General features: G+C 69.9%; 30 protein-coding genes. 19 read left to right on the forward strand and 11 right to left on the reverse strand.

The annotated features are described in order from the left end of the window. On the forward strand, window positions 1–3,226 hold a 3,226-nt coding region (locus tag E1262_RS30615), incomplete at its 5' end, for an AAA family ATPase (protein ID WP_162606107.1). Between the two features lie 64 nt (window positions 3,227–3,290). On the opposite strand, the gene E1262_RS27110 is transcribed toward E1262_RS30615, so the two are convergent. Further along, the gene (locus E1262_RS27110) at window positions 3,291–3,683 is read right to left on the reverse strand and encodes a hypothetical protein (protein ID WP_132107474.1); all 393 of its coding nucleotides are present in this window, start codon (window positions 3,681–3,683) and stop codon (window positions 3,291–3,293) included. Window positions 3,684–3,877: 194 nt separating this feature from the next. Here E1262_RS27110 and E1262_RS27115 point away from each other — a divergent pair, with 194 nt between their 5' ends. The 5 genes from E1262_RS27115 to E1262_RS31100 all read left to right on the forward strand — a co-directional run bounded on the left by E1262_RS27115 (window position 3,878) and on the right by E1262_RS31100 (window position 7,719). Next, window positions 3,878–4,111: a ribbon-helix-helix protein, CopG family gene (locus tag E1262_RS27115; RefSeq protein WP_162606108.1), complete on the forward strand. Its 234-nt coding sequence runs from the start codon at window positions 3,878–3,880 to the stop codon at window positions 4,109–4,111. 153 nt (window positions 4,112–4,264) lie between these two features. Beyond that, window positions 4,265–5,398: a P-loop NTPase family protein gene (locus tag E1262_RS27120; RefSeq protein ID WP_132107476.1), complete on the forward strand. Its 1,134-nt coding sequence runs from the start codon at window positions 4,265–4,267 to the stop codon at window positions 5,396–5,398. A gap of 133 nt (window positions 5,399–5,531) precedes the next feature. Continuing rightward, window positions 5,532–6,044, forward strand: coding sequence for a hypothetical protein (locus tag E1262_RS27125; RefSeq protein ID WP_132107477.1), 513 nt, complete (start codon window positions 5,532–5,534; stop codon window positions 6,042–6,044). Between the two features lie 566 nt (window positions 6,045–6,610). Continuing rightward, on the forward strand, window positions 6,611–7,261 hold the full coding sequence (locus E1262_RS27130; RefSeq protein WP_132107478.1) for a ParA family protein: 651 nt from the start codon (window positions 6,611–6,613) through the stop codon (window positions 7,259–7,261). Next, window positions 7,258–7,719, forward strand: a complete 462-nt coding sequence (locus tag E1262_RS31100; RefSeq protein ID WP_203454526.1) for a hypothetical protein — start codon at window positions 7,258–7,260, stop codon at window positions 7,717–7,719. The genes E1262_RS27130 and E1262_RS31100 overlap by 4 nt, the downstream gene beginning before the upstream one ends. A 733-nt stretch (window positions 7,720–8,452) precedes the next feature. On the opposite strand, the gene E1262_RS31105 is transcribed toward E1262_RS31100, so the two are convergent. From E1262_RS31105 to E1262_RS27150, 3 genes are all read right to left on the reverse strand, one after another. After that, window positions 8,453–9,802 (reverse strand): J domain-containing protein, encoded by a 1,350-nt coding sequence (locus E1262_RS31105; protein WP_203454528.1) that lies wholly within the window; start codon window positions 9,800–9,802, stop codon window positions 8,453–8,455. Between the two features lie 26 nt (window positions 9,803–9,828). Continuing rightward, window positions 9,829–10,173 (reverse strand): hypothetical protein, encoded by a 345-nt coding sequence (locus E1262_RS27145; protein WP_132107479.1) that lies wholly within the window; start codon window positions 10,171–10,173, stop codon window positions 9,829–9,831. Window positions 10,174–10,241: 68 nt separating this feature from the next. Then, window positions 10,242–10,538 carry a GntR family transcriptional regulator gene (locus tag E1262_RS27150; RefSeq protein WP_132107480.1) on the reverse strand — a complete coding sequence of 99 codons (297 nt, stop codon included), beginning with the start codon at window positions 10,536–10,538 and terminating at the stop codon, window positions 10,242–10,244. Between the two features lie 176 nt (window positions 10,539–10,714). Here E1262_RS27150 and E1262_RS27155 point away from each other — a divergent pair, with 176 nt between their 5' ends. Beyond that, window positions 10,715–11,455 (forward strand): hypothetical protein, encoded by a 741-nt coding sequence (locus E1262_RS27155; RefSeq protein WP_132107481.1) that lies wholly within the window; start codon window positions 10,715–10,717, stop codon window positions 11,453–11,455. A gap of 42 nt (window positions 11,456–11,497) precedes the next feature. Further along, on the forward strand, window positions 11,498–12,157 hold the full coding sequence (locus E1262_RS27160) for a hypothetical protein (RefSeq protein WP_132107482.1): 660 nt from the start codon (window positions 11,498–11,500) through the stop codon (window positions 12,155–12,157). Window positions 12,158–12,170: 13 nt separating this feature from the next. On the opposite strand, the gene E1262_RS27165 is transcribed toward E1262_RS27160, so the two are convergent. Then, window positions 12,171–12,389 (reverse strand): hypothetical protein, encoded by a 219-nt coding sequence (locus E1262_RS27165; RefSeq protein WP_132107483.1) that lies wholly within the window; start codon window positions 12,387–12,389, stop codon window positions 12,171–12,173. 239 nt (window positions 12,390–12,628) lie between these two features. Here E1262_RS27165 and E1262_RS27170 point away from each other — a divergent pair, with 239 nt between their 5' ends. The 4 genes from E1262_RS27170 (at window position 12,629) to E1262_RS27185 (ending at window position 15,613) form a co-directional block, all read left to right on the forward strand. Further along, the gene (locus E1262_RS27170; RefSeq protein ID WP_132107484.1) at window positions 12,629–12,901 is read left to right on the forward strand and encodes a hypothetical protein; all 273 of its coding nucleotides are present in this window, start codon (window positions 12,629–12,631) and stop codon (window positions 12,899–12,901) included. Window positions 12,902–12,981: 80 nt separating this feature from the next. Continuing rightward, the gene (locus E1262_RS27175) at window positions 12,982–13,296 is read left to right on the forward strand and encodes an HNH endonuclease (RefSeq protein WP_162606109.1); all 315 of its coding nucleotides are present in this window, start codon (window positions 12,982–12,984) and stop codon (window positions 13,294–13,296) included. 87 nt (window positions 13,297–13,383) lie between these two features. Continuing rightward, window positions 13,384–14,835, forward strand: coding sequence for an antitoxin YezG family protein (locus tag E1262_RS27180; RefSeq protein ID WP_132107486.1), 1,452 nt, complete (start codon window positions 13,384–13,386; stop codon window positions 14,833–14,835). Between the two features lie 259 nt (window positions 14,836–15,094). After that, window positions 15,095–15,613 (forward strand): hypothetical protein, encoded by a 519-nt coding sequence (locus E1262_RS27185; RefSeq protein ID WP_132107487.1) that lies wholly within the window; start codon window positions 15,095–15,097, stop codon window positions 15,611–15,613. Here the strand turns inward: E1262_RS27185 and E1262_RS27190 are convergent. The 6 genes from E1262_RS27190 to E1262_RS27215 form a co-directional block, all read right to left on the reverse strand. Beyond that, window positions 15,591–16,202, reverse strand: coding sequence for a tyrosine-type recombinase/integrase (locus E1262_RS27190; RefSeq protein WP_132107488.1), 612 nt, complete (start codon window positions 16,200–16,202; stop codon window positions 15,591–15,593). The two genes, E1262_RS27185 and E1262_RS27190, sit on opposite strands and share 23 nt — an antisense overlap. 336 nt (window positions 16,203–16,538) lie before the next feature. Beyond that, the gene (locus E1262_RS27195) at window positions 16,539–17,033 is read right to left on the reverse strand and encodes a GntR family transcriptional regulator (RefSeq protein ID WP_132107489.1); all 495 of its coding nucleotides are present in this window, start codon (window positions 17,031–17,033) and stop codon (window positions 16,539–16,541) included. A gap of 676 nt (window positions 17,034–17,709) precedes the next feature. Continuing rightward, the gene (gene ligD, locus E1262_RS27200) at window positions 17,710–18,675 is read right to left on the reverse strand and encodes a non-homologous end-joining DNA ligase (RefSeq protein WP_203454536.1); all 966 of its coding nucleotides are present in this window, start codon (window positions 18,673–18,675) and stop codon (window positions 17,710–17,712) included. A gap of 442 nt (window positions 18,676–19,117) precedes the next feature. Continuing rightward, entirely contained in the window at window positions 19,118–19,648 is a 531-nt protein-coding gene (locus tag E1262_RS27205; protein WP_132107490.1) for an ATP synthase subunit B family protein, read from the reverse strand. A gap of 5 nt (window positions 19,649–19,653) precedes the next feature. Beyond that, window positions 19,654–20,091 (reverse strand): sigma factor-like helix-turn-helix DNA-binding protein, encoded by a 438-nt coding sequence (locus E1262_RS27210; RefSeq protein WP_132107491.1) that lies wholly within the window; start codon window positions 20,089–20,091, stop codon window positions 19,654–19,656. A 294-nt stretch (window positions 20,092–20,385) separates the two neighbouring features. Next, the gene (locus E1262_RS27215) at window positions 20,386–20,592 is read right to left on the reverse strand and encodes a hypothetical protein (RefSeq protein ID WP_132107492.1); all 207 of its coding nucleotides are present in this window, start codon (window positions 20,590–20,592) and stop codon (window positions 20,386–20,388) included. Between the two features lie 433 nt (window positions 20,593–21,025). On the opposite strand from E1262_RS27215, the gene E1262_RS27220 reads away from it, so the two are divergent. The 7 genes from E1262_RS27220 to E1262_RS27250 all read left to right on the forward strand — a co-directional run bounded on the left by E1262_RS27220 (window position 21,026) and on the right by E1262_RS27250 (window position 25,842). Next, a complete protein-coding gene (locus E1262_RS27220) occupies window positions 21,026–22,378 on the forward strand; it encodes a ParB/RepB/Spo0J family partition protein (RefSeq protein ID WP_132107493.1) in 1,353 nt (450 codons plus the stop codon). Window positions 22,379–23,207: 829 nt separating this feature from the next. Next, window positions 23,208–23,408, forward strand: coding sequence for a type II toxin-antitoxin system Phd/YefM family antitoxin (locus tag E1262_RS27225; protein WP_238993072.1), 201 nt, complete (start codon window positions 23,208–23,210; stop codon window positions 23,406–23,408). Window positions 23,409–23,495: 87 nt separating this feature from the next. Then, window positions 23,496–24,017 carry a hypothetical protein gene (locus E1262_RS27230; RefSeq protein WP_132107494.1) on the forward strand — a complete coding sequence of 174 codons (522 nt, stop codon included), beginning with the start codon at window positions 23,496–23,498 and terminating at the stop codon, window positions 24,015–24,017. Continuing rightward, the gene (locus E1262_RS27235) at window positions 24,014–24,412 is read left to right on the forward strand and encodes an ASCH domain-containing protein (RefSeq protein ID WP_132107495.1); all 399 of its coding nucleotides are present in this window, start codon (window positions 24,014–24,016) and stop codon (window positions 24,410–24,412) included. The genes E1262_RS27230 and E1262_RS27235 overlap by 4 nt, the downstream gene beginning before the upstream one ends. Next, complete coding sequence (locus E1262_RS27240) at window positions 24,409–24,774, forward strand: DUF2742 domain-containing protein (protein WP_132107496.1); 366 nt, start codon at window positions 24,409–24,411, stop codon at window positions 24,772–24,774. The genes E1262_RS27235 and E1262_RS27240 overlap by 4 nt, the downstream gene beginning before the upstream one ends. A gap of 215 nt (window positions 24,775–24,989) precedes the next feature. Beyond that, a complete protein-coding gene (locus E1262_RS27245) occupies window positions 24,990–25,292 on the forward strand; it encodes a hypothetical protein (RefSeq protein ID WP_132107497.1) in 303 nt (100 codons plus the stop codon). A gap of 223 nt (window positions 25,293–25,515) precedes the next feature. Continuing rightward, window positions 25,516–25,842 (forward strand): hypothetical protein, encoded by a 327-nt coding sequence (locus tag E1262_RS27250; protein ID WP_132107498.1) that lies wholly within the window; start codon window positions 25,516–25,518, stop codon window positions 25,840–25,842. Window positions 25,843–25,889: the final 47 nt, after the last annotated feature.

A 25,889-nucleotide genomic window follows, 5' to 3' on the forward strand; every position in this document is an offset into this window, starting at 1 on the left:
CCGGCTGGACCGGTGGGACGCCGAGCTGCGGGCCGAGGTCGCCGGCGGGCTGGTCGCCGTGGCCGAGCAGGTCCGCGACCAGGCGCAGCAGCCGGCCCGGCCCGCGGCCGCGACGTTTTCCCCCGCCGGCGTCATCGCCGAGGCCGTCGACGCCTGCCAGTCCAAGCGGGCGGCGTTCTCCCGGTCCGAGCTGGAGCGGCAGATCACGCTGCGGCTGCCGGAGCTGGGCGGCATGTCCGCCAGCGACGTGCACGACCTGGTGACCGGGCTGGCCGACCAGGCGATCGCGGACCTGGTGCCCGTCACCGGCGGGCAGCCCGTCGACGGGCAGGTGCCCGACGAGCTGCGCCTGGCCAACGGCGAGTCCGCCTACGCCGCGCCCGGAGCGGTCCGCTACGCCACCCGCGGCCACGTCGTGGCCGAGCAGGCGCTGCGCCGGGCCGCCGTCAACCGGGGCCGGCACGCGCTGCCCGTGTCCGCCGTCGCCGGTTGGCTCGGCGTGCGCGGGCAGGGCCTCGGGCAGGACCAGGCCGCCGCGGTGCGTGGGCTGCTCACGTCCGGCGCCGCCGTCTCGGTCCTGGTCGGTCCGGCCGGCACCGGGAAGAGTCACACGCTCGGCCGGTTCACCGAAGCCTGGTCGGAGCTGACCGGGGGCGCCGGGCGGGTGTTCGGGCTGGCGACCTCCCAGCTGGCCACCGAGGTCCTGATCGAGGACGGCGTGGCGGCGATGAACACCACCCGCTGGGAGGCCCTGCAGGCCCGGCTCGACGACGGCGAGGCCGGCGGCGACGACGAGCAGTGGAAGCTCGGCCGCCGCGACGTCGTCGTGGTCGACGAGTCGTCGATGGTCGACACCGCGGCCATCGAGCGCATCCGGGCCCGCGTCGACGCCGCCGGCGCACGGCTCATCCTCACCGGCGACCCGCGCCAGCTGGCGGCCATCGGCGCCGGCGGCGGCATGGACCTCGTGGCCACCGATCACGGCGCCGACGTCTACACGCTGGCCGACGTCCGCCGATTCACCCACGAGTGGGAGGTTGACGCGTCGCTGGCGTTGCGCGACGGCGACCAGGCCGCGGTCATGGAGTACGACCGCCGCGGCCGCGTCATCGACGCCGGCACCATCGAGCAGGCCGGCCACCGGGCCGCCGAGGCCTATCTCGGTGACACCCTCGACGGCCGCTCGTCGCTGATCGTGACCGCCACCACCACGCAGGCGGCCAAGGTCGCCGGCATCGTGCGGGACAAGCTGGTCGAGCTGGGCCACGTCCAGGAGCACGGCGTGCTCCTCGAGCGCGACGGCAACACCGCCGCCGTCGGCGACCTGATCCAGGCCCGCCGCAACGACTGGTCCGCCGGGGTCGTCAACCGGCGCCGGTACCGGGTGGTCGCCGTCCTCGAGGACGGCGGCCTGGAGGTCACCGGCGAGGACGACCCGACCAGCCGGCACACCCTCACCCCCGACTACGTCACCAACGACGTCGTGCTCGGCTACGCCGCCACGGCGCACGCCGCCCAGGGCGTCACCGTCGACACCGCGCACCTGGTCGTGTCCCAGCAGACCAGCGCCGAGGGCCTGTACGTCGGGCTGTCCCGCGGCAGCGAGACCAACACCGCCTACGTCGTGACGCTGCCAGAGCCGGCCAGCGAGACACAGGCGCGGGAACGGCATGATCCCGTGGCCGTCCTCAGCGACGTCGTCGAGCGCGGCGTGACCGACAACGGCGAAGCCGCCGCACTCGTCCAGGCGGCCGAGGACGCCCGGCAGGCGAGCAGCATGCACACCCTGCTAGCCCGCCGTGAGGACGGCGTGCGCCTGGTCACCAGGCAACGCCTCGAATCGCAGCTGGACCAGCTGACGGCCGACGGGCTGATTACCGAGGACACCAGAGCCGCGCTCGCGGCCGACCAGGCCAGTGAGCAGCTGGCCCGGCTCCTACGTGCCGCCGAGCAGGCCGGCCACTCCCCCGACGCCGTCCTGCGCACGGCGGTCACCGAGCGGGATCTCACCGGCGCCCGCTCCCCCGCACAGGTGCTGCACCACCGCATCAGTCGGGCACTGCCGGGCCAGCTGACCCCGGACACCGGCACGGACGTCGACCAGGTGCCCGCCGGCGTCTCCGACGAGTGGCGCAACTACCTCACCGCGCTCGACGAGGCAGCCGCGGATCGCCGCCGTCAGCTCGGCACCGAAGCCGCCGAGGATGCCCCCGCGTGGGCCGTCGACGCGCTCGGCCAAGTCCCCGACGACGCGGCCGAGCGCGTCGAGTGGGAGCACCGCGCCGGCACCGTCGCCGCCTACCGGGAGGCCACCGGATGGGACGACGAACGCGAGGCGATCGGCCCCGCGGCCGGGCTGTCCTCGACCGAACGGCGCGCCGCCTGGCACGAAGCCTGGACGGCTCTCGGCCGGCCTGACACGACGACCGAGGAGCACGGCCTCACCGACGGTGCGCTGCGCAACCGGGTACGCGCCTGGCAGCGAGCCCAGGAGTGGGCACCGGCCGACGTGTACGGCGAAATGCGCGAGACCGGCCAGCAAGCACAGCACCGCCGTCAGCAGGCAGCCGTGCTCGACGCCCGCGCTGACGTGGCCGCCGATCCTGTGGAGGCGGCCCAGCTGCGCAGCGACGCGGAGCACGAGCGGGCGCTCGCCGACGTCCTGGTTGACGTCGAGACCGGCCTGTCGACCGTGGCCGATGCCCGGGCGGCATGGATCACCGACACCGCCGTCATGCGCGAGCTCGCGGAACGGGCCGAGGCCGAACTAGCCGAGCGTGACGTTCCGATCGGGGACGAGCCCGACCGGACTACGCCGGAAGAGTGGCTGGCGGCGCAGCGAGCCGCGGAGGCCGAGGACGACACCTACCGTGCTGTCACCGAGCTCGACGTCACAGACGCCGAGCTGACCGCCGCCGACCATGACGAAGCCGCGCGGTCGGTCGACCGGGAGGCCGCCGCCGTCACCACGTCATCCGCAGATCAAGGGCTGGCCATGCCGGCAGGAGTCCCCTCCCCCGCCGAAGTCGCCGCCCACGGCGTGGCCGCGGCGTCCGCGCTCGACCGCCTCGCAGACCTGCGATCCGCGGATGCCGCCTACCGCGACAGCGAGATCTCGCGGCAGCAGGAAGCGCTGGAGTCCAGCCGCGAGCACTACTACCGCGAACGAGCCAGAGCCGAACTCGAGGCGGCAGAGCTGAACGCTGCGCCGGTGTGGGAACGCTGAAGTTCCCCGTGGGGAAACACAACGGCCCCGGTGCCCGATGGGCGCCGGGGCCGTTCCTGTGTAGTCAGGCGGTCGCGCTGGGCAGCTCGATCGGTGCCGGCGCGGCCGGGTCGAGCGCGAAATTCAGCATGTCGGCGACGCCCTGCGCGTACCCCGACGTGACGTCGGTGGCGCGGGGGTCCAGCCACTCGTCCTGCCCGGCGGCGACACGGCGGGCGACCGAGGCCTCGCCGTCGATGATGCTGCGCAGCGGGTAGTAGGACTCGCGGGTGATCGGGGTCGTGTCGCGGATCTGGCCGAGCCACTGACCAGCGGCAAGGATGCCTCGCATGCGATCGCCGCCGCGGCGATGCGCTCGCTCAACCGCGGCCGCGCGGACGACGTCGGCGAGCTGCTGCGCGGGCCGGGCCAGCTCGCCCTCCATGAAGTCCAAGGCGCGTGCTTCATCAGCGCTCATGGTGGTCATCATCCCAGCGTCTCACCGGGGTCTGACAAGGTCAGCGCGTTCTGGTCCAGTCGAGGTGAAATCGAAGCGTGGAGATTTCTTGAGCTGAGAGCTCACGACCGTTGGCCCTAGACCTGATTGGAAAGATCACGACACGCCGGTCGGCTTCGGTGGATAGCCATATTCATATGACTAGCGTTCGGGGCATGGCTCGCACACCACGCAAGGACCGCGGCACCGCCGCCGGCGCCGTGGGCCTGTTCGTTCTGGTCGACCCCGACGTCAAGGAGAAGGTCGACAAGATGGCGGCCGCGGCGGGCGTCTCTAAGGTACGCCTGATCGAAGAGCTCGTTCGGCGCGCCGAGACGGACGCCGATAGCCGGCCCGCGTGGTGGCGTGACGTCGCCGACCAGCAGGAGCTGCCGTTGAAGACCGCATAAACGACTGAGGCCCCGGGAATCCCGGGGCCGCCAAGCGTCGCGGCCGCTGCGGGTTGCCCCCCGCTCCGACCGAGTACCGCACTGGCAGGTGCGGCACCAACAACCACCTCTTCAACTGGGGCCTTTGTGCGCCCTCAATTGGAGCTGTTTCTCATGGTAGCGCTGCAGTGCGCCTATGTCTGCATCAGCCGTGCCACTCGTGTCGCCGTCGACCACGTCCGCGGCTGCGCGTCGATCGTCGTCCCACCCGGCGCGTACCAGGACACCGTCGCGTGGCCGTCCCGACGCCTGTTCGTCGCCGCGGTCGACATCGCCGTCCGCGGCCCCTGGCGCGCCCAGCTGCGCCGCACCCCTAAGGACGCCACCACACCCGACACGTTCATGCGGTGGCTGCGCCGTGAGGCCGACGGCGCTGACTCCGCCACTGGGCGCGGGCAGCGCGAGTCCGTCGACCGGATCGCCGCCGAGCTCGGGTACTCGACGGCGCTGGTGCAGCGGTGCCGGCGCATCGCCCGCGACCTCGGCCTGTACCGCGACGTCGTCGGCGGCCGGCTCCTGCGCCTGGACGAACGGCTGGACGTGCACGCCCTCGGCTCGCGCCAGCGCGGCGTCACCGGAGAGCGTGCGTTCACCGTTCCTGCGACTCTGCGGCCGATCCTGGCGGCGTTGTCGCCGCCCTCACCAAGGAGATCCACAAGTTCAGTCACGCACGCGCGGCACGGCTTCGGGCCCAACGGCGTCGGCAAGTCCACTACGTTCCGGATGCTCCACCGTTCGTCGTCGACGACTTCTCCCGCTGTGAGTTCCGCAACCCAACCCGGTCAGGGGCACTCAAACGGTAAACCTCCTGGTAAACACGTGGACCTTGTGCGCCGCACGCGGCGCAAGGCGGCCGCCTCCGGCGGCCACAGCAGCTACGAGCGGGCGTTGGCACCGGGCGAGGAGCTGGCGCGTGCCGTTGCTGACCGGCTCCCGTACCAGCACCGCCTACAGCCGCGGCGGGTCGCGGCGCATTTCGCGCCATTCGAGGCCGCCGGGTGGACCGCATCGGCGCTGCTCGCTGCTGGCGACGCCGTCATGCGGGCGTTGGGCTGGCGGTCCCCCAGCTCAGCCGGAAACGGGTACCTGGCCTGGCTGCTGCGGCACATCGACCCCTCAACGTACGACGCTCCCCCGCATCGGCCCGCATGGTGCGGCTGCTGCGACGAGCGGACCCGCCTGGTCGAGCTGGACGACGCCCGGATGCAACGGTGCCCAGCCTGCCACCCACTCGCCGTCGACGCGTGAACGATGGCGAGCACGTGCTGACCGGTGCCGTTCAACGTCCCGCGCGACACCGCTTGCGTCCGCAGCGCAGTCGGCGCTGGCGGGCACACTGGACGGCAGCACAGAACGGACAACCCGGAAAGGGGGTGCGCGCATGGCGTTGCACGCCTACGTCGACGAATCCAAGAGGCGTGACTACATCGTCGCCGCAGCAGTGATCACGGCCGCAGAGGTCGCGGCCGCCCGGCGGGCCATGCGCGGCCTCCTGCTCCCCAAGCAGCCGCGGATCCACTTCAAGGACGAAAAGGGTCCCCGGAAAGAGCAGATCGTCACCGTGGCACTCGACATCAGCGTCGAGGCCAGGATCTACGTCTGCCGGACCCGACACAGCGCCCGCGAGAACTGCCTCACGGCCATGGTTCCTGACCTCGTCGCCGTCGGCGTCGACCGGCTGGTCCTCGAGCGGGACACGTCGACCGAACGCCTGGACAAGCGAGTGCTGTTCGAGGCCACCCGGAAGGCCGGCACCGAGATGACCTACCAGCACGACATGCCACGCCAGGAGCCGCTGCTGTGGGCGCCTGACGCGATCGCCTGGTGCTGGGCTGCCGGCGGGGCCTGGCGGCAGCGGGTCGCCGATCACGTGACGGTGATCGAGGCCGGATAGCGCGAGACCCCGCCTACCAGTCATTCCGGCTGGCCGCGGGGTCCACTTCCTCGGGCTACTGCCCTTGGCACTTAACAGGTTACGACGTCGGGTGGGACAAAATCCAGCCCTCAACGGGTATCAATGGGCGTCTATGGGTATCAGCGGGGCGCCGTTCGACCGTGAACGACGTACCGCGCGCCGTCGGCGACCCTGCGCGAGCTGGCCCGGGGCCGCCCACCTGGCGCCATTGCCGTCCTGGACCAGTGCTTGAGCGGCGGCGTCGTCGCCCCCACGGACCGGTACGCCAGACGCGCCCGCCCGTACTCATTCAACGGTTGAATCTCGGCACTCCGAACCACCGGACCACGGAACTCTGGTAGTTCCGAACAACCGGAGAACCGAACCATCGAAGTTCCAAACAACCGTACTACCGAAGTTCGGCACTACCGAACTTACAGACTCCGAAACTACCGAACACCCGGCATCCCGAACCCCGGAAGTCCGGGTGTCGCAGACCTCCGAACCTCGGCACCCTGGCAGTCTGTGCGAAACGGACACCCGAACCTTGGAACTCTGGAGGCGCCATGGCCACCGGCATCGTCATCGTCGTCGGCATGCTGAAGGGAGGCTCCGGCAAGACCACTACCGCCATGTTCACCGGGTTGACCTACGCCCAGCGCGGCCGCCGCGTGCTCCTGCTCGACGGCGACCAGACCAGCCAGTCCGCCTACGACTGGTCGCAGCTCGCCGCGGCCGCCGGCGAACCGCTGCCGTTCACCGTCGAGCGATACCCGTTCGAGGACATCGCCGCCCACATCGACCGCGCCCGCACTGAGTGGGACGTCGTCATCGTCGACGCCGGCGGCGGCTCCGCCACGTACCTCGAGGAAGCCGTCTCAGCCGCCGATCTGCTGCTGATCCCGACCGCGCCGGCGGCCGCCGACACGCGCCGCCTCGCCGCCACCCTCGCCAGCGCCACCAGGGGAGCCGACCGGAACAGCCGCGGCGTTTCCGCTGTCATGGTCATGGTCCGCGCGGACCACCGCACCGGGCAGCCGGCGTCGTGGCGCGACCAGCTGGTCGCCGACGGACACACCCTCGCCGCCACCGACATCCGCGACCTCGTCCTCTACAGCGACGCTTACGGGCACACGCCACCGCACGCGGGGGAGTACCCGGCGCTGCTCGCCGAGGTCGGGCTGCTCGACGACGAGGCCGAGGTTCCGGCGCGATGACACCCGCGGGGGAGCAGCCGAGGACGCGGCCGACACCGCTGGGCAGCCGGCGCACCGTCTCGACCCTGGCCGGAGCGACGGCCCCGGAGGTCACGGAGCGGCCCACAGCGGCCCCGGAATTGTCGCCGCCGGCGCCCGAGCCACGGAAGGCGCCGAACCGACCCCAGCGCGCCGCACAGCGCCCAGCGCGGCCCGCCCCAGAGCCCGCGGGAGAGCGGCTGCGGTTCGACGAGCTGGAACGCAAGGAGGCCCGGCTGCGGGAGGACCAGGTCGCCGAGCTCAACCGGCTCGCGCGGCAGCTGGCGCGCGCCGCTCGGCGGGCGCGGCCGACCGGCGCGCCGGGGGAGCGGATCACCGACAACACGCTGATCCGGGTCGCCGTCGACCTGCTGCTGGGCAAGGCCGAGCAGCTGCGCGGCACGACCGAGGACGAGCTGCGGCGATCGGTCGGGCTGTGATCGCGCAGCCCATCACCGTGACCGTGACGCAGGACACCAACGTGTGGGAGATCGTCACTGCAGTCGGCACGCTTGGCGCGGTAGCGGTCACAGCCGGCGTCGCCATTTACGAGGCGAGGGCTCGCAACCGCGCCGAGGCCCGGGCCCGCGCCTCCGAAGCCGCCCGTCGCAGGGGTGCCGAGCGAGAGGTCGAACGCGCCCGGTGGGACCAGCTCACCGGCCAGGCGGTCCAGATCACCACCTGGCTCAATAGCCGCGAAGGCTGGAAGCCTGGCCTCGTTGCTGTGTACAACAGCTCAAGTCTCCCGGTCTTCGACATCACTGGAAACTCCACTTCCACGACGAGACCGTTGTGGCACTGGGCACGCACGACGTCCTGCAGCCGGGCCAACAACGTAAGCTCACCGCCGCCGAGCAAGTGCCACCTGAAGCAGCGGCGTGGGACCCGCCTCCAACGCCGATTGTCCTGTTCACCGACGCCCGCGGCGAGCGCTGGGCACGATGGGGCACGGGCAAGTTGGACTTCGCTGAGGCGGCCCCGTGAGACGCGGGCGCAACTCCAACCTGAGCCAGCCCCGCCCTGTGATCTTTCCCCGGACACTGGGGCGGGGCCGACGTTGCGGACGCTCGACGTCCGCACCCCAAAGGCCGGTCCGCCATGCAGGCTGCGGAAGCGACCACAGCTAGCCTCACCAGGTGGGCGCGGCGGGTCAACGAAGCGCGCTGTTGGGGCTCAGTGTTTGTCGGCCAGGTGCCACGCGGCGCCGAGGCTGATCCGGTAGATCACCCACACGCCGGCCAGCGCCCACAGCCGTTGCCATTCCGCGCGGGTCGCGAGATCTCCGTACGCGGCCCACCAGGCCAGCACGCCGAGCGGGACGGCGAGGTGTATCAGCTCGACCCCGCCGAACCCGCGCGCGTGGAAGGCGCCGTAGGCGAGGACGCCGTACAGGCCGACGACGACCACGGCCACGAGCCAGTGCCACACCGTGGCCGCCAGGTCGGGCCGGGCCGCGGCCGGGATGAGCCAGTCGGGGTCGAGCACCATCACGTAGGCGATGGCCGCGAACGATGCCAGCGCGGCGCCCAGGGCGACATGGAGGCCGCGAACTGGGCCGGTCGGGATGCGGGCGATCGCGCCGCCGACGCGGCGTACAGCGCGCCCGATCGGGCCGCGTCGCGGTTCAGGCCAGCCGCCTTCGGGGTAGGGGATGTAGCCCATCGGCATGCCGGCGGTCCGCCGGTGCCCCATCTCGAACGCGAACGCCCACGCCACCGTCCACGCGGCCCACATGGCCACGACCGACGCCATGAACCACCGCTCGCCGCCGGCCGCGAGCGGCCAAACGTTGCCGAGCCAGACCGCGATGAACGGCAGCGTCAGGCCGTGCACCGCCAGTGACCCCTTGATCGGGTGCGCGAGGACGTAGGCGCCGCCGAGGAGCAGGTAGGCCGCGACGGCGGGCACGGTGAACACGCGAACCGACCCGCTGACCTCGCCGACGGCGGCCGGCGCGAGCGTTTCCGGCCAGCCGATCAGCAGCAGCGTCAAGCTGCCGCCGGCGAGGACCCATGCCGCCGTGGTGAGCCGATCGAGCGCCGTTCTCGGCGGCGGGCGCCAGTCGGGATCGCTCTCCCAATTCGTTTTCGGCGGCCCGGTCCAGGGCCGGCGAGGGTTGTCCGGGTCCCATTCGTGTTGCTGACGCCACTCCCGCAGGTACTCCTGAAACGCCGGGTCGTCCTCGAGATTCTGCTCTGGCGCGTCCTCGCGTTCGCCGCGGTCGGAGCCGCTGTCGTCGGCGCTACGGTCGTGCCGGCGCGTCCCGGCCGGCTCCCGGTCCGGCTCGCCGGCTGGCTCCTGGCGGTTGCCGTACGGGTCTGCGAGCCAGGCGTCATAGGCGGCCCGCTCGTCCGGGTCGGAGAGCACTTCATACGCCTCCGCGACCAGCCGGAACATGCCCGCTGTGCCGCCGGCGTCCGGGTGCGCCTGGCGCACGGCTCGCCGGTAGGCCGCCCTGATCTCCGCGGCTGTCGCGGTCTGCTCGACACCGAGCAGCTCGTAGAAGTCCGGGTCGACGGGCACGGGCAGCAGACTACGAAGACGCCCCCTCAGCGGCGTTGTGCGTGCCGCTGAGCACGGTTCGGTGTCGCCCTGGTCCTGTGGCCTCGCTGACCGTTGACCCACGCTCGCATCTCCGCGGCCGGCACGATCCGCGCGACGTCGTCCTTGTGCAGCCAAGCCAGGCTCTCGGCGTTCGGGTACCCCGGATACCCGCCGTCGACGAACGAGACCAAGACGTGGTTCGACGTCCACCGCCGGGCCGTCGCCGTCCGCCAGTGCTCGCCGTGCTCACCACCGACCAGGCGAACGAAGACCTGGATCGGCGTCGGGGCGTCACCCGGCGGCGGGATGCCGTCCGGCGGCTGCTCCTCGTTCGCGTACCGTCCGCCCATACTTGCAAAGATAGAACACATGTTCGATACAGCGGCAGATGCGCCCGCGGTTCTGTCCGGGGTCCGTGCTAGCGCGTCGACGAGTTCGACGCGTCATCGCCGGCCGGCGGCGGCGCCTCGACGACGTACGACCCCTTGTACGGGTAGGTGACGACCAAGCCGCGCTCTCGCAGGACATCGAGCGCCCGCACGATGGTGTTAGTCGAGACGCCGTACTCGACCGCCATGTCCCGGAGGCTCGGCAGCCGAGCGCCGGCCCGCAGCCGGCCGTCCGCGATCCGTGCGGCCAGGTGATCGGCCAGGCGGACGAACACGTAGCCGGGACGGCCGGGGTCCGGGTCGAAGTCGTCGTCTGCTGCGGTCACGGATGGGAATCTATGCAGCCCTGAGCAGGGCGAACTACACGGGAACTGTCAAGTACACAGCACTACACACGAGTGCACACGGGTGCACGGGTAGTCAGTTTGCGAACTCTGTGGGACCGTGAATGCCGAGCCGCTATGCAGGAGCGGTCGCCCCGGACGATCGGAGACCAGCCGAAATGCTGACTCTCAACCTCGCAGCGTTCTACATCCCCGCCCTCCCGCCGCACCGGCCCGCGCCCATCATGCAGATCCGAACACCGGACGGCGAATGGCGCGATGAGCGGCACGGAGGCGCCGCCCACCCAGGACCACGCGGCTGGGACGAGCTGCTGCGGAAGATGGGCTACACCCGGATTACCCGTCACTGGATCGAGATCGACGACCTCGGCCTCGGCGGCGGCCGTGCGCACATGTGCAAGGTGGTGCCCGCCGCTCACGTCGGCCCCAATGGGCATGCCGTCGCGCACCTGACCACCGGCCTGCTACCCACATGTACCAGCTACACCCTGCTGTCCCACGAACACGCCGAGCAGCTCGGCGGTCTCGAATTCGGCTTCCACTCCGGCGACGTGATCGAGTGCGAATACGCCGTCGGCCACCGCATGCCCCACACCGGCCTTGGCCAGGTCGACCCGTTCGACGACACTGCCGGGGGCGACGACAGCAAACAGCGGTGGTGGTGGCTGCTGTGGTACGCCGATGAAACCTTGCTCTCCACCGCCCGCGTCTGCGGAACCGAAGGCCGCGCACCAGGCAACGGCCGCCCGCCCGACACCTGCGCGCTGCCACTCGGCCATGAAACCGCCAGCCCTCCGCACAGTTGGCAGCTCACCGCCCTTATCCCCGGCCGGCCTGCCAGCGCCTCAATCAGAGCAGCACGCGGCGACACCCCGCCCCGCTGGCCAGGCCAACACTGACCGGCCGCGTCTTCGAGTGTGTTCCCCTCTGAAGGTGATCCAGTGGCTGATCTCCCCGTCAACCCGATGTCCATCGCGCTGACCGTCAGTCACCGGATGCTCTGGTGGCAGACGATGGACGAGGACGACAACCCGGCGCATTGGCGCGTCTCAGCCGACGTCGACCCGCAGGCATGCTGCCCGGTCGAATATCGCCACGTTGGCGACTGCTCGCTGCTTGTCGCCGACCTGGACCCCACCCGGAACATGCTCGACTCCGTCGAGCTGGACGAGTGGGACCTCGAGTTCATCGGCGAAACGGTCCTAGATCTCGCCGATGGGACACTCGTGCCCGCGTTGGACCAGCAGATCGTGGAGGGTCCTCCGCAGATGGTGATCCTCACCCACTTTGAGCTGGCCGCGCCATGGCGAGGGCACGGCCTGGCCGCACCACTCATCGCCGCGACGCTCGCCCGCTTCGCACCCACGGCCCGCCTGGCCGTGTGCCGGATCTCTCCCGCCCGCTTCCTCGCCCAGCATGCGGACAGACTCGCTGCAGAGCTCGCGAGCGTGCGCCTCGGCGCTCTGCTCGAGCGCATCGGGTTCTTTCTATGGAGAGACGTCTACGTCGTCGATCTCCGTAACGACGACCTGACAGACGCCGGCCTCGCCCTGCTTCAACGCTGGGTGCCGCAGGATGATCAACGCCCGGAGAGCGCCTGATGCGCACGCGCCGTTACTCGCGCTCGCTGAGCGATTCACCCACGGACCGCGGCGGGTTCAGCTGGGCCAGCTCGTCCAGGACCTCATCAGGTTGCGTGGCTGGAGCGACCACCGGCTCGGGCTCCGTGTCGAGATCGGGCTGCACATACGCCCGGCGCTCGAGCACAGCGGTGACCAATCGCGTGTACAGGCCGACATCGGTCGGTGCTGACAACCAGGCGTCAGCGACCACCGCAACCCTGTGGTCGAGCTGATGGAGCCGAGCATCCATCGCCGCATCATTGCACCGCGAGCGCGACCTGGTACACGAGGCCGGTCGACCTGGAGCGCGGCTCACCCATGCAGACCAGGGGCGCCATCCGCTGGCGCCCTTTCTGGTGATCGGTCATGAGTTTTGCTAGACGAAACGCTTGATTCATAATTGGCACAAAGTCATGATGACCTAGACATCGCCGCACTTTGGGGAGACCGATGGATAACGCCGAGCAGCCGGTCGTCACGCCAGAGCACATCCGCGAGCTGTGGGACGCCGGCCTCACCGGCAGCTCCCACCAGGGCCAGCCGGCCCTGTGTCTCACCGCCGACAGTCGTGTGGTCGTGTCCGACCGGGTCAAGTCCGGGACGTTGGTCATTACCGCAGCCGAACTGCGCAACTTCACCCGCGGCCGGTTCACCGCGCAGGACGCCCGGCAGGTCGCATGGGCGCTTACTGAGGAGTTGCGCCACGGCGCGGCCGTGGGCTAGGGAGCGCAGCCGCTCACTAGGCGCCGCCACCCATGGTCCGCAGCGGCGCACGATGGAGCCAACGCCGGCGGCGGGCTCAGATGCGGGCCAACGGGCCGCGAGAGGTCTTCAGCCGCGACGAGATCGGTGACCGCGACGACTGGACGTGCGGCATCTGCTGGGGCCGCATCGACCGCCACCTGCAAGATCCCGAGCATCCGATGATGCAGAGCCTCGACCACATCGTTCCCATCGCTCGGGGTGGCCCGCACACCCGCGCGAACGTCCGGATCACGCACGCGTCCTGCAACACCTCGCGCAACCACCGAACCAGCGACCCAGCCCCGTACGAAGCCCGCTACCGACTAGCGCGAGCCACGGCCAGCTACGAGGCACTGCTGTACTGGCGTTCCTGAACTCTCGCGCCTTCAGATCGTCCGGTCGGGCAGCATGGGGCGTCTGGAGCCCGCACGACTCAGCGCGGGGGAGGGGAGCAGCCGGCGATGAGTCCGCGACCGCGCAGGCGCCGGACCGGCGGTGCGCCGCTGTCGACTGTAGGCCAGGACCGCAGCGACAGCGTGACGGTCGCCCCGCTGGTCCGCCGGCGCATCAGGGACGACCTGGTCGAGCATGCGCCGGCGGGATGGGCGCGGATCGTCGTGGAGGCGACCGGGGCGTCCGGCATGACCAGCACTCGCCTGTCGGTGATCACGGCCGACGGCGACGACTCCCACGACGGCGTCGTTCCCGATGACACACTGGAACTCATCAGCGACCTGCGCGACGACTGCTACCGCGAGGGTCGCGGTACCTGGTACAACGCCACCTTCACCGTCGACGTCGCCGACGAGGACCTGCGAGTCGAGCTGGACTACGACAACCCGCCCATGGGCGGCGTCCGTGACCCCGCCAAGCCGGACTCCGAAGACGACGCTGCCGACGACGGGGACGCGACGATCGAGCTGCTGCTCGACGACCACGAGCTCTACCCGCGAGATCCCGAGCAGCTGCCGGACTGGCACCCGCTGGCGCTCGAGGCGCGCTCTCCGCAGCTGTTCGTCAACGCCGTCCGTGACCAGCTGCTCGCCTCCGCACCGGAGGGCTGGCAGCAGCTCACCATGACGGTGAGCTCGGCCATGTACTACTCCGAGACGACCATCACGACGGTGATGGACGACGGGACCACCAGCAGCGCGGCCGGGCCGCGGCTGGACGGCCGGCTCGTCTTCGCCGCGCGCCGGGCACACCTGAACCGGCACGGCCGGCCCTGGTACACCGCGACGATCACCCTGACCGCCGGCGGCGACGTCGCGGCCGAGTTCGACGACGCCAACCCGCCGTTCGGCGGCCTGTGGTCCGCGGACAACCCGGACGGCGACGCGCACCCGGAGATGCTGCGCTCAGAACACCAGCGCGTCCACACCGGCACCCTCGATCATCTGCCCGACTGGCACCCGGCCCGGACCCGGCCCTGGGGCGTCAGCATCTACTGGCTGGAGATGCTGCGCCTGTGCGCCGTCGACGCTGCCCCGGAAGGCTGGCGGCACCTGGTCCTCGACGTCGAGGGCGCCGGCCACACAGTGCGCGTCCGGCTCCACGACATCGGGGGCGAGAACCCCGCGGCCGACTACGCCGCCGCGTTCGAGGCCGACGCCGAGTCGATCGACATCGTCAACGACTTCCGCTTCAACACGCACGTGTACGCGCCGGTCCCCGGCACCTGGTACAGCGCAAGGTTCATGATCGACCAGCCCGATCACCCCGACCGGATCCTCATCGACGAACTCGACTTCACCACCCGCCCGTTCACCAAGATCCCCCGGCACGGAGACGACCCGGACAGCGACGAGCACCGCGAGCTACTGCTCGACGACCACTGGCGGCACCCACGCGAACCGGCGGACCTGCCCAGCTGGCACCCAGCGCTCGCCGCCGGCGACGGCAGCACCACTTGACGTCTACACGTCAACGACGGCGTCGAGGCGACCTCGCGTATGGACGCTCTGATCCGCGGGCGTCCATAAAGGCAGCGATCGATTTGTGAGGTTGATGTTCAAACGTCAACCAATCGGCTGGCTGAATTTTGACCGTGCGTGCGCGATGTTGGGAGCCAGCTCACGGGCCCGCCATCACCCCCCGGTGGTCCCGCCATCACCCCCCGGTGGTGATGCCCGACGCGCGGGCAGGCATCCACCCCATATGAAAGGTGCGCTCATGGAAGTGATCATCGGCGCCGCAATAGCACTCGCCGGCACAGTCGCCGGCACAGTGCTCACGCAGTTGTGGCAAGCGCGACGAGAACGAGACCGGTGGGAGTGGGAGGCGCAGAGGCGCTTCTATGACCGCCGAGCCGACATCTATCAAGACTTTGTCACGACGGTCCGCGGCTACGCCGAGGCCGCGACAGACTGGAGCCTCTACCGCGAGGGCGAGCCACCGTCGGGCCAGGACCTTAACTCCGCCTACACGCGGCTTTTCGGATTCAAGATCTACGGGTCCGAGGCTGCGTACGAGCTTGGCGAGAAGGTCGTGCACGCGCTCGGAGATCTACTACAGAGCGACGGCGACGAATCTGCGGGTTATGAGCAGGCCGAGAAGCAGCTGCTCAAGCAGATCAAGATCGACCTCGACATCGCCGACGGCGCACCTGATCGGCGCGCAGCCGTTGGGCCTCGTCGGGTCACCCGCTGGACCCTCGTCCGCCGAGCACTCACCAAGTCCGGCCCCGCATGACGTCGATGACGTCGCCGGGATGCAGGTGACGGATGTAGCGGTCGGTGGTGGCCAGTGAGCCGTGGCGCAGCTGGCCCTGGATGACGTGCATCGGGACGCCTGACTGGGCCAGGCCGAACGCGAGGGAGTGCCGCAGCCCGTGCGGGTGGACGCGCTTGTCGATGCCGGCCTTCTCGCCGAGGCGGGCCAGCGCGGCCCGCACATACCGGGGGTCCAGGGGCCGGCCGACGCGCTCGGCGCTGTACTGGGCGAAGATCGGGTGCCGGCCGGTCAGGCCGAGCTGCCGGCGCCGGTCGAGCCACCGGTCCAGCAGCGCGGCGCCGCTGGGATCCAGGCCGACGGTGGCGGTCTTGCCGCCCTTGCCGACCCGGACCCGCACCGTGCCGCCCTGGGTGTCGGCGTCACGCGGGTACAGCGCCAGCGTCTCGGCGATCCGCAGACCGGACCCGTAGAGCACGCCGATGATCGCGCGCAGCCGGATCCCCGAGCTCGACCGGTTCGACGCCGCGGCCACCAGCTGCCCGATCTCGTCCTCGGTCAACGGCTCGGGCACGAACGTCCGGCCCGCGTTCGTCGGTGGACTCCCCATCACACCCTCCCAACCCGAATCAGTACCGCTTATCCATACAAGCGGTACTCATCCGCACCCCACCAGGCGGGTGCGAACAAGAGCGGTACCATTCCGGCCGATTCGCCGACCGTGCTCGAACCGTACAACCAGCCACCGACAGACCCGCCGTCAGATATTTAGGACGGCCCTTCGGCCGTCGGGTACGAGCGCTCGGCGCGGACGTACTTGGGAAGGCGGTCGGCCACCACCGGCTGCTGCCGGACAAGGATCCCCGCACCGTCGCGGCCGAACGGACGCGGCCCTCGGCGAAATCGGGCACTACTCTTTCCTCTGAGCCAAACGGTGTTCATGCTCTCAGAGGAGATCTCTGATCCGCTCGGCGCGGGTTATGAGACCAGCCGCCATGTCAGCTCGCTGGCGATTGATCTCCGCGCCATTGACGTCCCCAATTCTCTGCGAGGAAAATGCCGTTGTCCGCGCGGTCGTCATAAAGTTCTCAAGCGCAGTGATCAGCACCCAGAACTCGTCAGGTGTTACAGCAAGCCAATGAGGCCTGGCGCCCAAGGTCGTGATCACCGTGGTCAACTCGTTGCGGATTCGGGTCAGTGCCTCGAGCGCGCGGGCTGTCTCTAGCGGAGTGGTTGAGATAACGAACGTTCCGCGGCCAGGGTAAGTAGCGAGCAGACCTTCCGTGATGAGGACGTGCTGTGCGGTCCGGATTGTATTCATCGACCGAACGCCATACGCGGCCTGTAGCGCGGCGATAGTAGGAAACTGATCTCCGATCGCGAACTCGCCGGCGAGGATGCGCTTGCGCAGTGCATCAGCGATCTCTCGATACTTCGCCATCGGCGCACGATACCTCCGATCGAGGCGAGAAACCACGACTCCTCATGAGGTCATGTGTTCGCAGAGCGGGGCATAGGCGGTCGGTCCTACAGTCCACAAAACGGTGGCGGTGACCTGCCTCCACCACTGGTTGCGCGGGCCCCACACGCCCATCGCTTGGTCGGCACGGTCGGGTGGGGCCCGCTCTAACAGCACCCAGGAGGGGCCGTCATGCGTTGCACCCTACTGCAGAACATCGAAGGTGTCCTGACAAATGGCTAGGGGCGCCCGCCCGTGATCGGGTGGCTCGCGTCAATGCCCGTGCGCTGGATAGGCCTGACCGCCCTGTACCTCGCCCTGGCATTCGTAATCACCGTGGCCGTCTTCATGCCATCCCGGCAGGAGTACGCGACGAAGCTAGTAAGAGCGCTCTCACAGCTCCTCGAGCTTCCCGGAGGTAAGCGGGAATCCAAGTAGCTGATCTTGCTCAAGCGTCAGGTTCTCGTTGACCTCGTCACCCTGCGCCTGCCGCGCGCCGCAAACGTGGCGGCCATCGGATCCAGTCGAGGGGCCCGATCTCAGAACCCCACCCCGCCTACACGCAAAAGTCACACCGGCTGCGGTCTCTTAGGGCGCTGCCCATTGCGCCTGGCAGCCGCCACCGCTAATACCGGTCTCCCGACCCCCGATCGCACACTCATGCTGGTTCTTCCCGCACCACCTCGCCCGCGGTTTTGTCGCCGCGTAGGCCCTTGTAGGAGGGGTGGCGCAAAGTGCCCTCCCGTGTCCACTCAGCGAACGCCACCTCGCACACCAGCTCCGGGCGCACGAACCGGGCACCGGGCTTGTCCGGCTGCGCACCGACGAAAGGGCTCCTGTCGACGGCCAGCAGTGCGAGCTCGCTGCGCAGGCGACGCCGCTCGGCCAGCGTCATGCCGGTCCCGACGCGCCCGGCATACCGGAACGCCCCATCGGCGTCGTAGTACCCGACGGTCAGCGCGCCGATGAACCCGCGGAACGCCGACTCGCCTTCCAGCCAGCCGCCGATCACGAACTCCTGCCGCTGCGAGTTCTTGATCTTCAGCCAGTCCCGCGTCCGTTTCCCGGGCTCGTAACGGCTGCGCAGGCGCTTCGCCACGATGCCCTCCAGGTGCTGCTGAGCCGATGCCTCGAGGAACAACGAGCCGCTGCCGCGGACATAGGCCGGCACCTGCCACGACCGGTCGGCTTCCACCAGGTCCTCCAGCTGGCCGCGCCGGTCCTCGTACGGCACGCGCAGCAGTGACCGACCGTCGAGATAGAGCACGTCGAAGATCATGTAGTAGACCGGCGTGTTCCTGATCAGCCGCGGCGTGACGGACGACGCCTTCACGTTCATCCGCGGCTGCAGCTGCTGGAAGCTGGGCCGGCCCTGGTCGTCGAACGCGACGATCTCGCCGTCGAGCATCACCCGCCGGCCGTCCAGAGCGTCGACGAGCCGGCCGATCTCCGGATAGGTGCCGGTGACGTCGCGCAGGCTGCGGCTGGTGAGCCGCAGCCTCCCGTCGCGGATCCGCGCGATGGTGCGCACGCCGTCCCACTTGACCTCATAGCCCCACGCGTCGTCGTCTGCCGGCACCGCGGCCGCGAGCGTCGCGGCCATCGGCTCCACCGTCGCCGGCATCGCATCTTCCCCCGCTTTCCCCATGCACCAGTGATACCCCGCAGCGCAGAGCCGCCTCCATCAGCCCGAAGGGCCGCGACCTCGTTGCGGTCAAGCTCGCGTTCGGGAAGGCTGGCCGGGGTCGACCCGTCCGCGGCGCGCACACCGTGCTCAAGCCCGGGCGGGTCGACCCTTGTCTGGCGGCTCCCGCGCTCTGCGCGCCGTGCTGGTCGACGGCCGCGCCTACATCGCCCGGATCCGCGCCGCGCTCAGAGCACCGTGCTCGACGCCGGGCGCCCGTCGACGTCGGATCAGCTCGCAGATCAGCCACAGCGAGGGCAGCACCGCGCGGCCGACGTCGTCGATGAAGCCTGCCAGCTCGGTCTACCCGTCACCGTCATCTGGCCGGCGGGCGCAACACGTTGAACCTCTCACAAGCATCGAGGTTCACTGCGCGACGCCGTCAGACCGACTGGCCGACCCTGCGGTCCGGGGGGTTGCCGATCTTGACGCCTCCGAACTCTTGGTAGACCTCGAACCAGGTGCGCAAGAAGACCGGCTGCCGCGCATCCGGCTTCCATTCACCGAACAAAGGGTCGCTGGCCAGCTGCGATGAGCTAGCCCCGCTCCTCGCTGCCTGCTGTCGAATCTCGTTCGCCTGTGCCTTGGCGGTCCGCACGATCCGGGCGGCTTCGGCCAGGGACTTGTCGTACTCCTCTTCGGCGCGAGCCCGGATGCTCTGAGCGTCCTTCAGGGTGGCGTCGGCGAGCATCCTTGCTTCTTCTGCGTACCGGTCGGCCTGGTCGAGGATCGTCGACGCAGCCTCGACGTCGGCGTCGTACTGGTCGAAGGCCTCCTGAATGATGCGGGCCCGCCTGGCCTGCGCCGCGGCCTGTTCGTCCGCGGGCAGGTTGGCAAGCACTGCCCTCGCGCGCGCAGCCGCCTCGGCCTCGACGGGGTCGACGGGTTCGAAGTTCTGGGGGCTATAGGTCATGCCGATCACCTGCTCCGCTCGGGCCCACGCGGGGGGCCCTGGTCGAGGATCTCCATCACGTGATCGCTATTGCGCCGAAACCTTCGCTCCGCGGCGAGCTTGGCCTGGCGTGCGTTGCCCGGGGTGGTCCCGAGGATCTCCGCCATCTCCGGCCCGGTCAGGCCCTGGAGTGCCAACCAAAACGCAGCCGCCTGTCCCTCGGTCACCAGCCCGAGGAGCTGCTGGAGCTGCTGCTTCTCGTAGACGGCTTCGAACGGGTCAGCTCCGGTCCGCCGGACCTCGAGGCCTGCGAGGATGGAATCCTTCCGCTGTCGCCGGTAGTGGGCGTTGACCTGGTTCGAGACCGCCACCAGCCAATAGCGACGCCGCTGCTCGAAGTCGAGGTCGAGTTCTCGCCACCGGTTCAGCATGCCCCGGATGGCGTCCTGCAGCAGGTCCTCCACGAGGTGTCCCGGTACCCGACCCCTGAGGATCGCTTCACCCTGGTCCAGGACGGCGTCGAAGAACGCCTCAGCCTCCACCTTCTCGGTGGGGGTGAGCGGTGACTCTTGGGGCCGCGCGTGGCGGGGCGTCCTGCTATGGGTGGGGGGCGTGGAGCCCGCCGGCGGAGCGCCCGGTTCGACATCGTGAGCCATCGAACCTCCGTTTCCTTGTTCCTCAGATGGTTGGACGCGTTCCCGTCCAACCAACAACAGTCCGCAGCGTGGCGTTCCGTTAGGACTTGTTCCAAGATCTTTCTACTTCAGCCGGTGGAGCTTGCTGTGGGCCGTCATCATCGCCACCACGATCAGCGAGGCGACGGCGCCGATGATGCCCGCGGGAATCGAGTCCGTGATCAAGTAGTGGCCGGCCGTGCCGGCCAGGGTGCTCTGGCTGATGATGACGACGGTGCGCGGCGACGAGCAACCGCCGTTGCAACTGGGCGTGGGCGAGACCGTGTTCATCGAACGGTCCTCCTTCTGGGTAGGGGCGCCTCGTCGGCACCCGACACCAAGAACAGTCACGGCGACCTCGCTGTGTTAGCGCCGACGGCCGAGGGTTCCGTGATGAGGGGCGTGTCCGGCTCCATCGCGCGTCAGCACGTGTCTCGTCCCGCCGTCCGCCCGCGCTGTGGTTGGGGGTCGCGAGCCGAGAGCCCATCGCGCTGGGCGACGCGTCTCACCCGCCTGTATCACGGCCGACTCAAAATCAAGGGCGCCATGATCCTTTTCGGGCCCGCTATCGCATTAGCCCGAAAAACATCATGGCGTCGCTGCGCGATCGGCTGCGCCGACCCTTGATTTCGAGCCTCTACGGCCGTGATCCAGCCACGCCGACGGTCAGGGGGACAGAACACCCCCCGACCGCACGGCACAACTGGCTGGAAGGAGCCCCAACGTGCAGTACGAAGAGATCATCGAGATCGACCCGAGGGACATCATCATCGGGGAGAACATCCGCACCGACGTGGTGCTGGACGACGAGTTCGTCGACTCCATCCGGGAGCACGGCGTCCTCAGCCCGGTCGTCACGTACCGGGTCGCCGACGGCGAGAACAAGGGCCGCGTGGAACTCGTGTGGGGCCAGCGCCGCACCCTCGGCGCGATCAAGGCCGAGCGGGCGACCGTCCCCGCCCTCGTGGCCAAGTCGAAGGACGAGGCCCTGAAGGCCGCGAAGATCGACCGCATCGTCAAGCAGATCGTCGAGAACGACCAGCGGGCGGGCGTCAGCGAGTCCGACCGGGCGGCGGCGTACGAGCAGCTCTCCATCCTTGGTCTCAGCGCCACGGCCATCGCCAAGAAGGTCAGCGCCAAGCGGGCTAGGGTCAAGACCGCGCTGGACGTGCGCGCCAACGAGACCGCCAGTCTGGCGCTCACCGACCACGCGCTCACCCTCGACCAGGCGGCGGTGATCGCCGAGTTCTCCGACGACGCCGAGGCCGTTGCCCGGCTGGTCGAGGCCGCCCATGACGGTGGGTTCGACCACGCCGCCCAGCGCGAGCGCGACGACCGCGCCGAGCAGGAGGTCATCGACGCCAAGCGCGCCGAGCTGGCCGAGCAGGGCACGACGGTCCTTGACCGCGAAGCACAGCACCACCCGGAGGCGGCCGATCTGCGGACCCTGGCCGACGCCGAGGGCAACGACCTGACCGAGGACAGCCATGCCGAGTGCCCCGGCCACGCGGCGGTGATCCTCCCCGGCTGGGGCGGCAACGTGCGAGTGGTGTGGCTGTGCACGGACTGGCGGGCACACGGCCACCGCGACCGGCACGGGCGCGTCACCGGCCCGATGACCGACGAGCAGAAGGAGGAACGCCGCCAGCTCATCGCTACCAACAAGGCCTGGGACAGCGCCGAGCAGGTCCGCCGGGCCTGGCTGCGTACCTTCCTCGCCCGCAAGAGCGCCCCGAAGGACGCCGCCCAGTACGTGGCCCGGACCGTGCTGGCCGCCCATCGCACGGTCGGCAGCGCCATCGGCGACAACAACCAGCTGCTCGCCGAACTGCTCGGCCACGACAAGCCGACGAGCTGGGACGACTCGCCGCTGCTGGAGGCCGCCGACAAAGCGACCCCGGCACGCGCTCAGATGCTCACGCTCGGCATGGTGCTCGCCGGGATCGAGTCGTCGCTCACGCGGCACTCGTGGCGCAACCCGACCCGTGAGGCGGCCGACTACCTGACCGCCCTTACCGGCTGGGGCTACGAGCTGGCCGACGTGGAACGGATCATCACCGAACACGGAACAGACTGACCCCTCACACCAGCGTTGTGCCCCAGCCCGTCCGAATCGGGCTGGGGCACAACACTGTGCACCCACCATGACCCACGCCCGCCGGGCAGCGCTACGCAGGTGTTAGCCGCCGCCGAGGATTCGGATGACAGCGTCGCCGCGCGGGTGACGATGGGTGAGCCATGCGGATCCGCCCGGTGAGGGGCGGTGCGAATTTGAACGTTGACAGGCCGACGGCCACGTCGGCACGGTGCCGTTTGACGCCGTCGGCGGAAGCGCGCGTCCTTGACGGACCGTCAGAGCGGGACCATAATACTACTTATAGTATGCATACGTTGTTGTTTGAGTTCCGATCGCCGGGGTGGAGAGCGCCGCCGGCGGCCAGCTCGCCGTCGTCCCCGCCGCCCAGCAGTTGCCCCACGTGCCCTCGCGCGCTCGGACGCGCCGCGCGCTCGTGCTCGCCGGCCGCTCGGTAGACCGACGAGCGCCGCGCGGAGCACGCCGTACTGGATGACGCCTCAGTGCCGTACAACTCTTTCCTCAGACTGGACCACGAACCCCGACTCAGCGCCACGCCGCGGCCGGCGCAACGGCCTGCCTTCGCCGGGCCAACCCGCCGTCCGCCGCCGCCGCGCGCTCGCCGCGCGCAGCACCGCCGGCTCAGCAGCGAGTTGGCCGCCGGCTCCTCCGTTGAGTCCCCCCGGCTTGGCGCGTAGCTGCGCGTTAGAGCACGCCAAACACCATTGTGTACGACCTGTACAACCTGTACAATAATTACATGTTGATCAATAAGAAGTGGAGCGCATAGTGAGCGCCGGCCACAAGGCCGACGCGGGGAAGGGGGCGCCGGGTGAGTGAGCTTCGGACGTACGGCCTGGCGACCGCACGAGAGCAGCTGGGCGACGTCGTGTCGCGGGCTGCGATCGGCGGCCAGGTCACGGTCATCACGCGCAACGGCCGACCGGCGGCCGCGGTGGTGCCGCTGTCGCTGCTGCCGCCGGAGATCCGCGAGCAGATCGGAGGTGACGACGAGGCCAGCTCGCCGCCGTAGAGCGAGCAGAGACACAGGCGCCCCGGCAGGTGCGGGAACACCCACCGGGGCTGATGGACAGCACGAAACCCTGCGAGAGGAAACGCAATGTCCACGGATCAGCGTACCCATGTGCCCGGTGACGGCCCGGGCACGGACAACCTGCCGGCGCTCCGGCCGGTCACTATCACCGCCGACCCGATCGAGGTCCGCACCCGACGGCCGCGCCTGCGCACCGTCACCAGCGGAACCCCGATCGCCGGGGGCGTTACGCCGGCGCCGGCCGGGCAGTCCAAGCTCGACCGCGCCGTACGTCGGCTCGTAATCGAGGTCGTTCGGACCGGACTCTGGATCGTCGGCGTCGCCGTCACAGTGGCCGTGAACCTGATGCTGGCCGTCCGATGGGCCGTCGGCCGCGCTCGGCTGCCGCGCAGCCGCCGCCGTACCGAGGTCGACCGGCTCGCGGTTCGCTGCGGGAGCTGCGGCGTCGTCACGTCCCGGCAGAGCGACGGCAGCGCGCCGGCCGGGTGGTTCCACCAGATCACCCGGAGCCACTTCCTGTGCCCGGGCTGCACGCGGGGCGAGGCCGCGAAGACCCGCGCGTTCTGGTCGGGCGGTGAGATCCGATGAGGGCGCTCACCGTGCAGCAGCCGCACGCCCACGCGATCATGCACCTGGGCAAGAACGTCGAGAACCGCTCCTGCCGCACCCGATACCGGGGTGCGCTGGCCGTCCACGCCGGCCTGTCGGTCGACCCGTACGCCGGCGGCGTCGTCTACGAGTGGCGGCGCACTCTCGAAGGCCCGGACACCGACCTGGCCCGTGGTGTGGTGCTCGGCGTCGTCCAGCTCGTCGACACCCACCACGCCGACGAATGCGACACCGGCTGCTCGCCGTGGGCCCGCCCAGCCGCGTGGCACTGGGTCCTCGAGGACCCTCGACCGATCGGCGCGCTGCTCCCGGCCCGCGGCCACCTCGGCCTGTGGCTGCTGCCCGCCGACGTCGCCCGGATGGTGACCCCGTGACCGCGGCGGAGTGGGCCGAGGCCCTGATCGCCCAGGGCGCCGCCGCCGGCGAGATCCCGTTGTACGGGTCGGACGAGTGGGAGGCGCTGCCCGACCTCGACCCGCGCCGGGTGGCGTCCGTCGTACGGGCCGCCGAGGTGTGGCGCCGCGACGGCGAGGCCGAGCACCTGGCCGCACAGCTGCGCATGGAGCTCGCCGAGTCCGACCTGCTCGTCAGGATGCGCATGGAGCTGGCCGAGCTTGACGCGCGCTCGGGATTCGTCGCCCCGACCGGCCCGTCGTGGGCCGAGCTGCAACGCCGGCGTGCCGAGCTGCTGCAGGTGCCCGTCGACGAGTACGGCGCCCGGGGGTGGGAGCGGTGACCGCCACAGTGGCGTTGATCCGGCGCTGCGGGTCGTGCCTGCGGGTCACCGAACACGAGGAGCTGACCGGCGACAACGGCCGTCAACTCGCTGATCGGCGGATACTCGTGTGCAATGTATGCGGGATCGTCGGGGTTGAGCGTCGATGAACACCGAGGCGAAGCGGGAGAGTACAGGCACCATGACGGAACGGAACTGGGACGACGGAGCTGGCCGTGCGTGACCTGCTGTTGGTGTTCCGGCAGCTGGGCCGCATGTTCGCTGCTGCCCAGAAGCGTGGCACCTGGGTCATGCTGCTGGCCGTGGGCGCAGCCTTCGTGCTCGGCCCGATCGCGATCCCCATCTGGCTGGCCATCAAGGTGCCGCTGCTGGTCCTCGGGATCGGTGGCCCCGTCACCCTGTGGGCGCTCGACTACCGGCCGGCGGCCATCGCCCTCGCGGCGGGGATCCTGGTCGCGGTCCCCGTCGTGCGCATCCTCCGCGACCGCGAAGAAGCACCGTCCCCGCCGTCCGGGTAGCTCGGCGGCCCCGCGCCCACTTACCGTAGTGCCCGGCCGGCCCTCACCGGGTCGGCCGCCAGGAAGGCCCCTGAACCCCCGCGGATCGGGGGCTTTTCTGTTGGTGCCGGACCCTCACGCCGCGATGGTCCGACCGGCCCGGCCAGCGTCAGGGGGCGCGAGCCCGCGTTGAATGAGGTCGGCTCGTCGAGCGCCAACCCGCCGTGTGAAAGGGACGCAGACGATGACCTCCAGCCACACCTATGGCACCAGCACACACTCCATGCCCGAACTAGCCCGGATCGTCGAGGAGCGCCTCGGTCTGACCTTCGAGGAACACGACAGCTACTACCGAGGCGTCTACCTCACCACCGGTCACACGTCACCGACACGTATCGAGATCCAACCCAACGCGATCTCCGGCGGCCACGGCGAGGACGACCTGTACCTACCCGAGCACCCCGCCATTCCACTGCTTCTGATCGCCATCGAGCCAGAGCAGCACCACGGACTGACCGATCACCTGTCCGCGATCCACGGCCTCATGCTCCTCCAACAAGAACGGACTTGAAGACCAGCGATCGACAACCATTGGCGAATAGCTCCTCGCGGCCGCTG

The organism is Jiangella aurantiaca (genome assembly GCF_004349105.1).
GTDB lineage: Bacteria > Actinomycetota > Actinomycetes > Jiangellales > Jiangellaceae > Jiangella > Jiangella aurantiaca.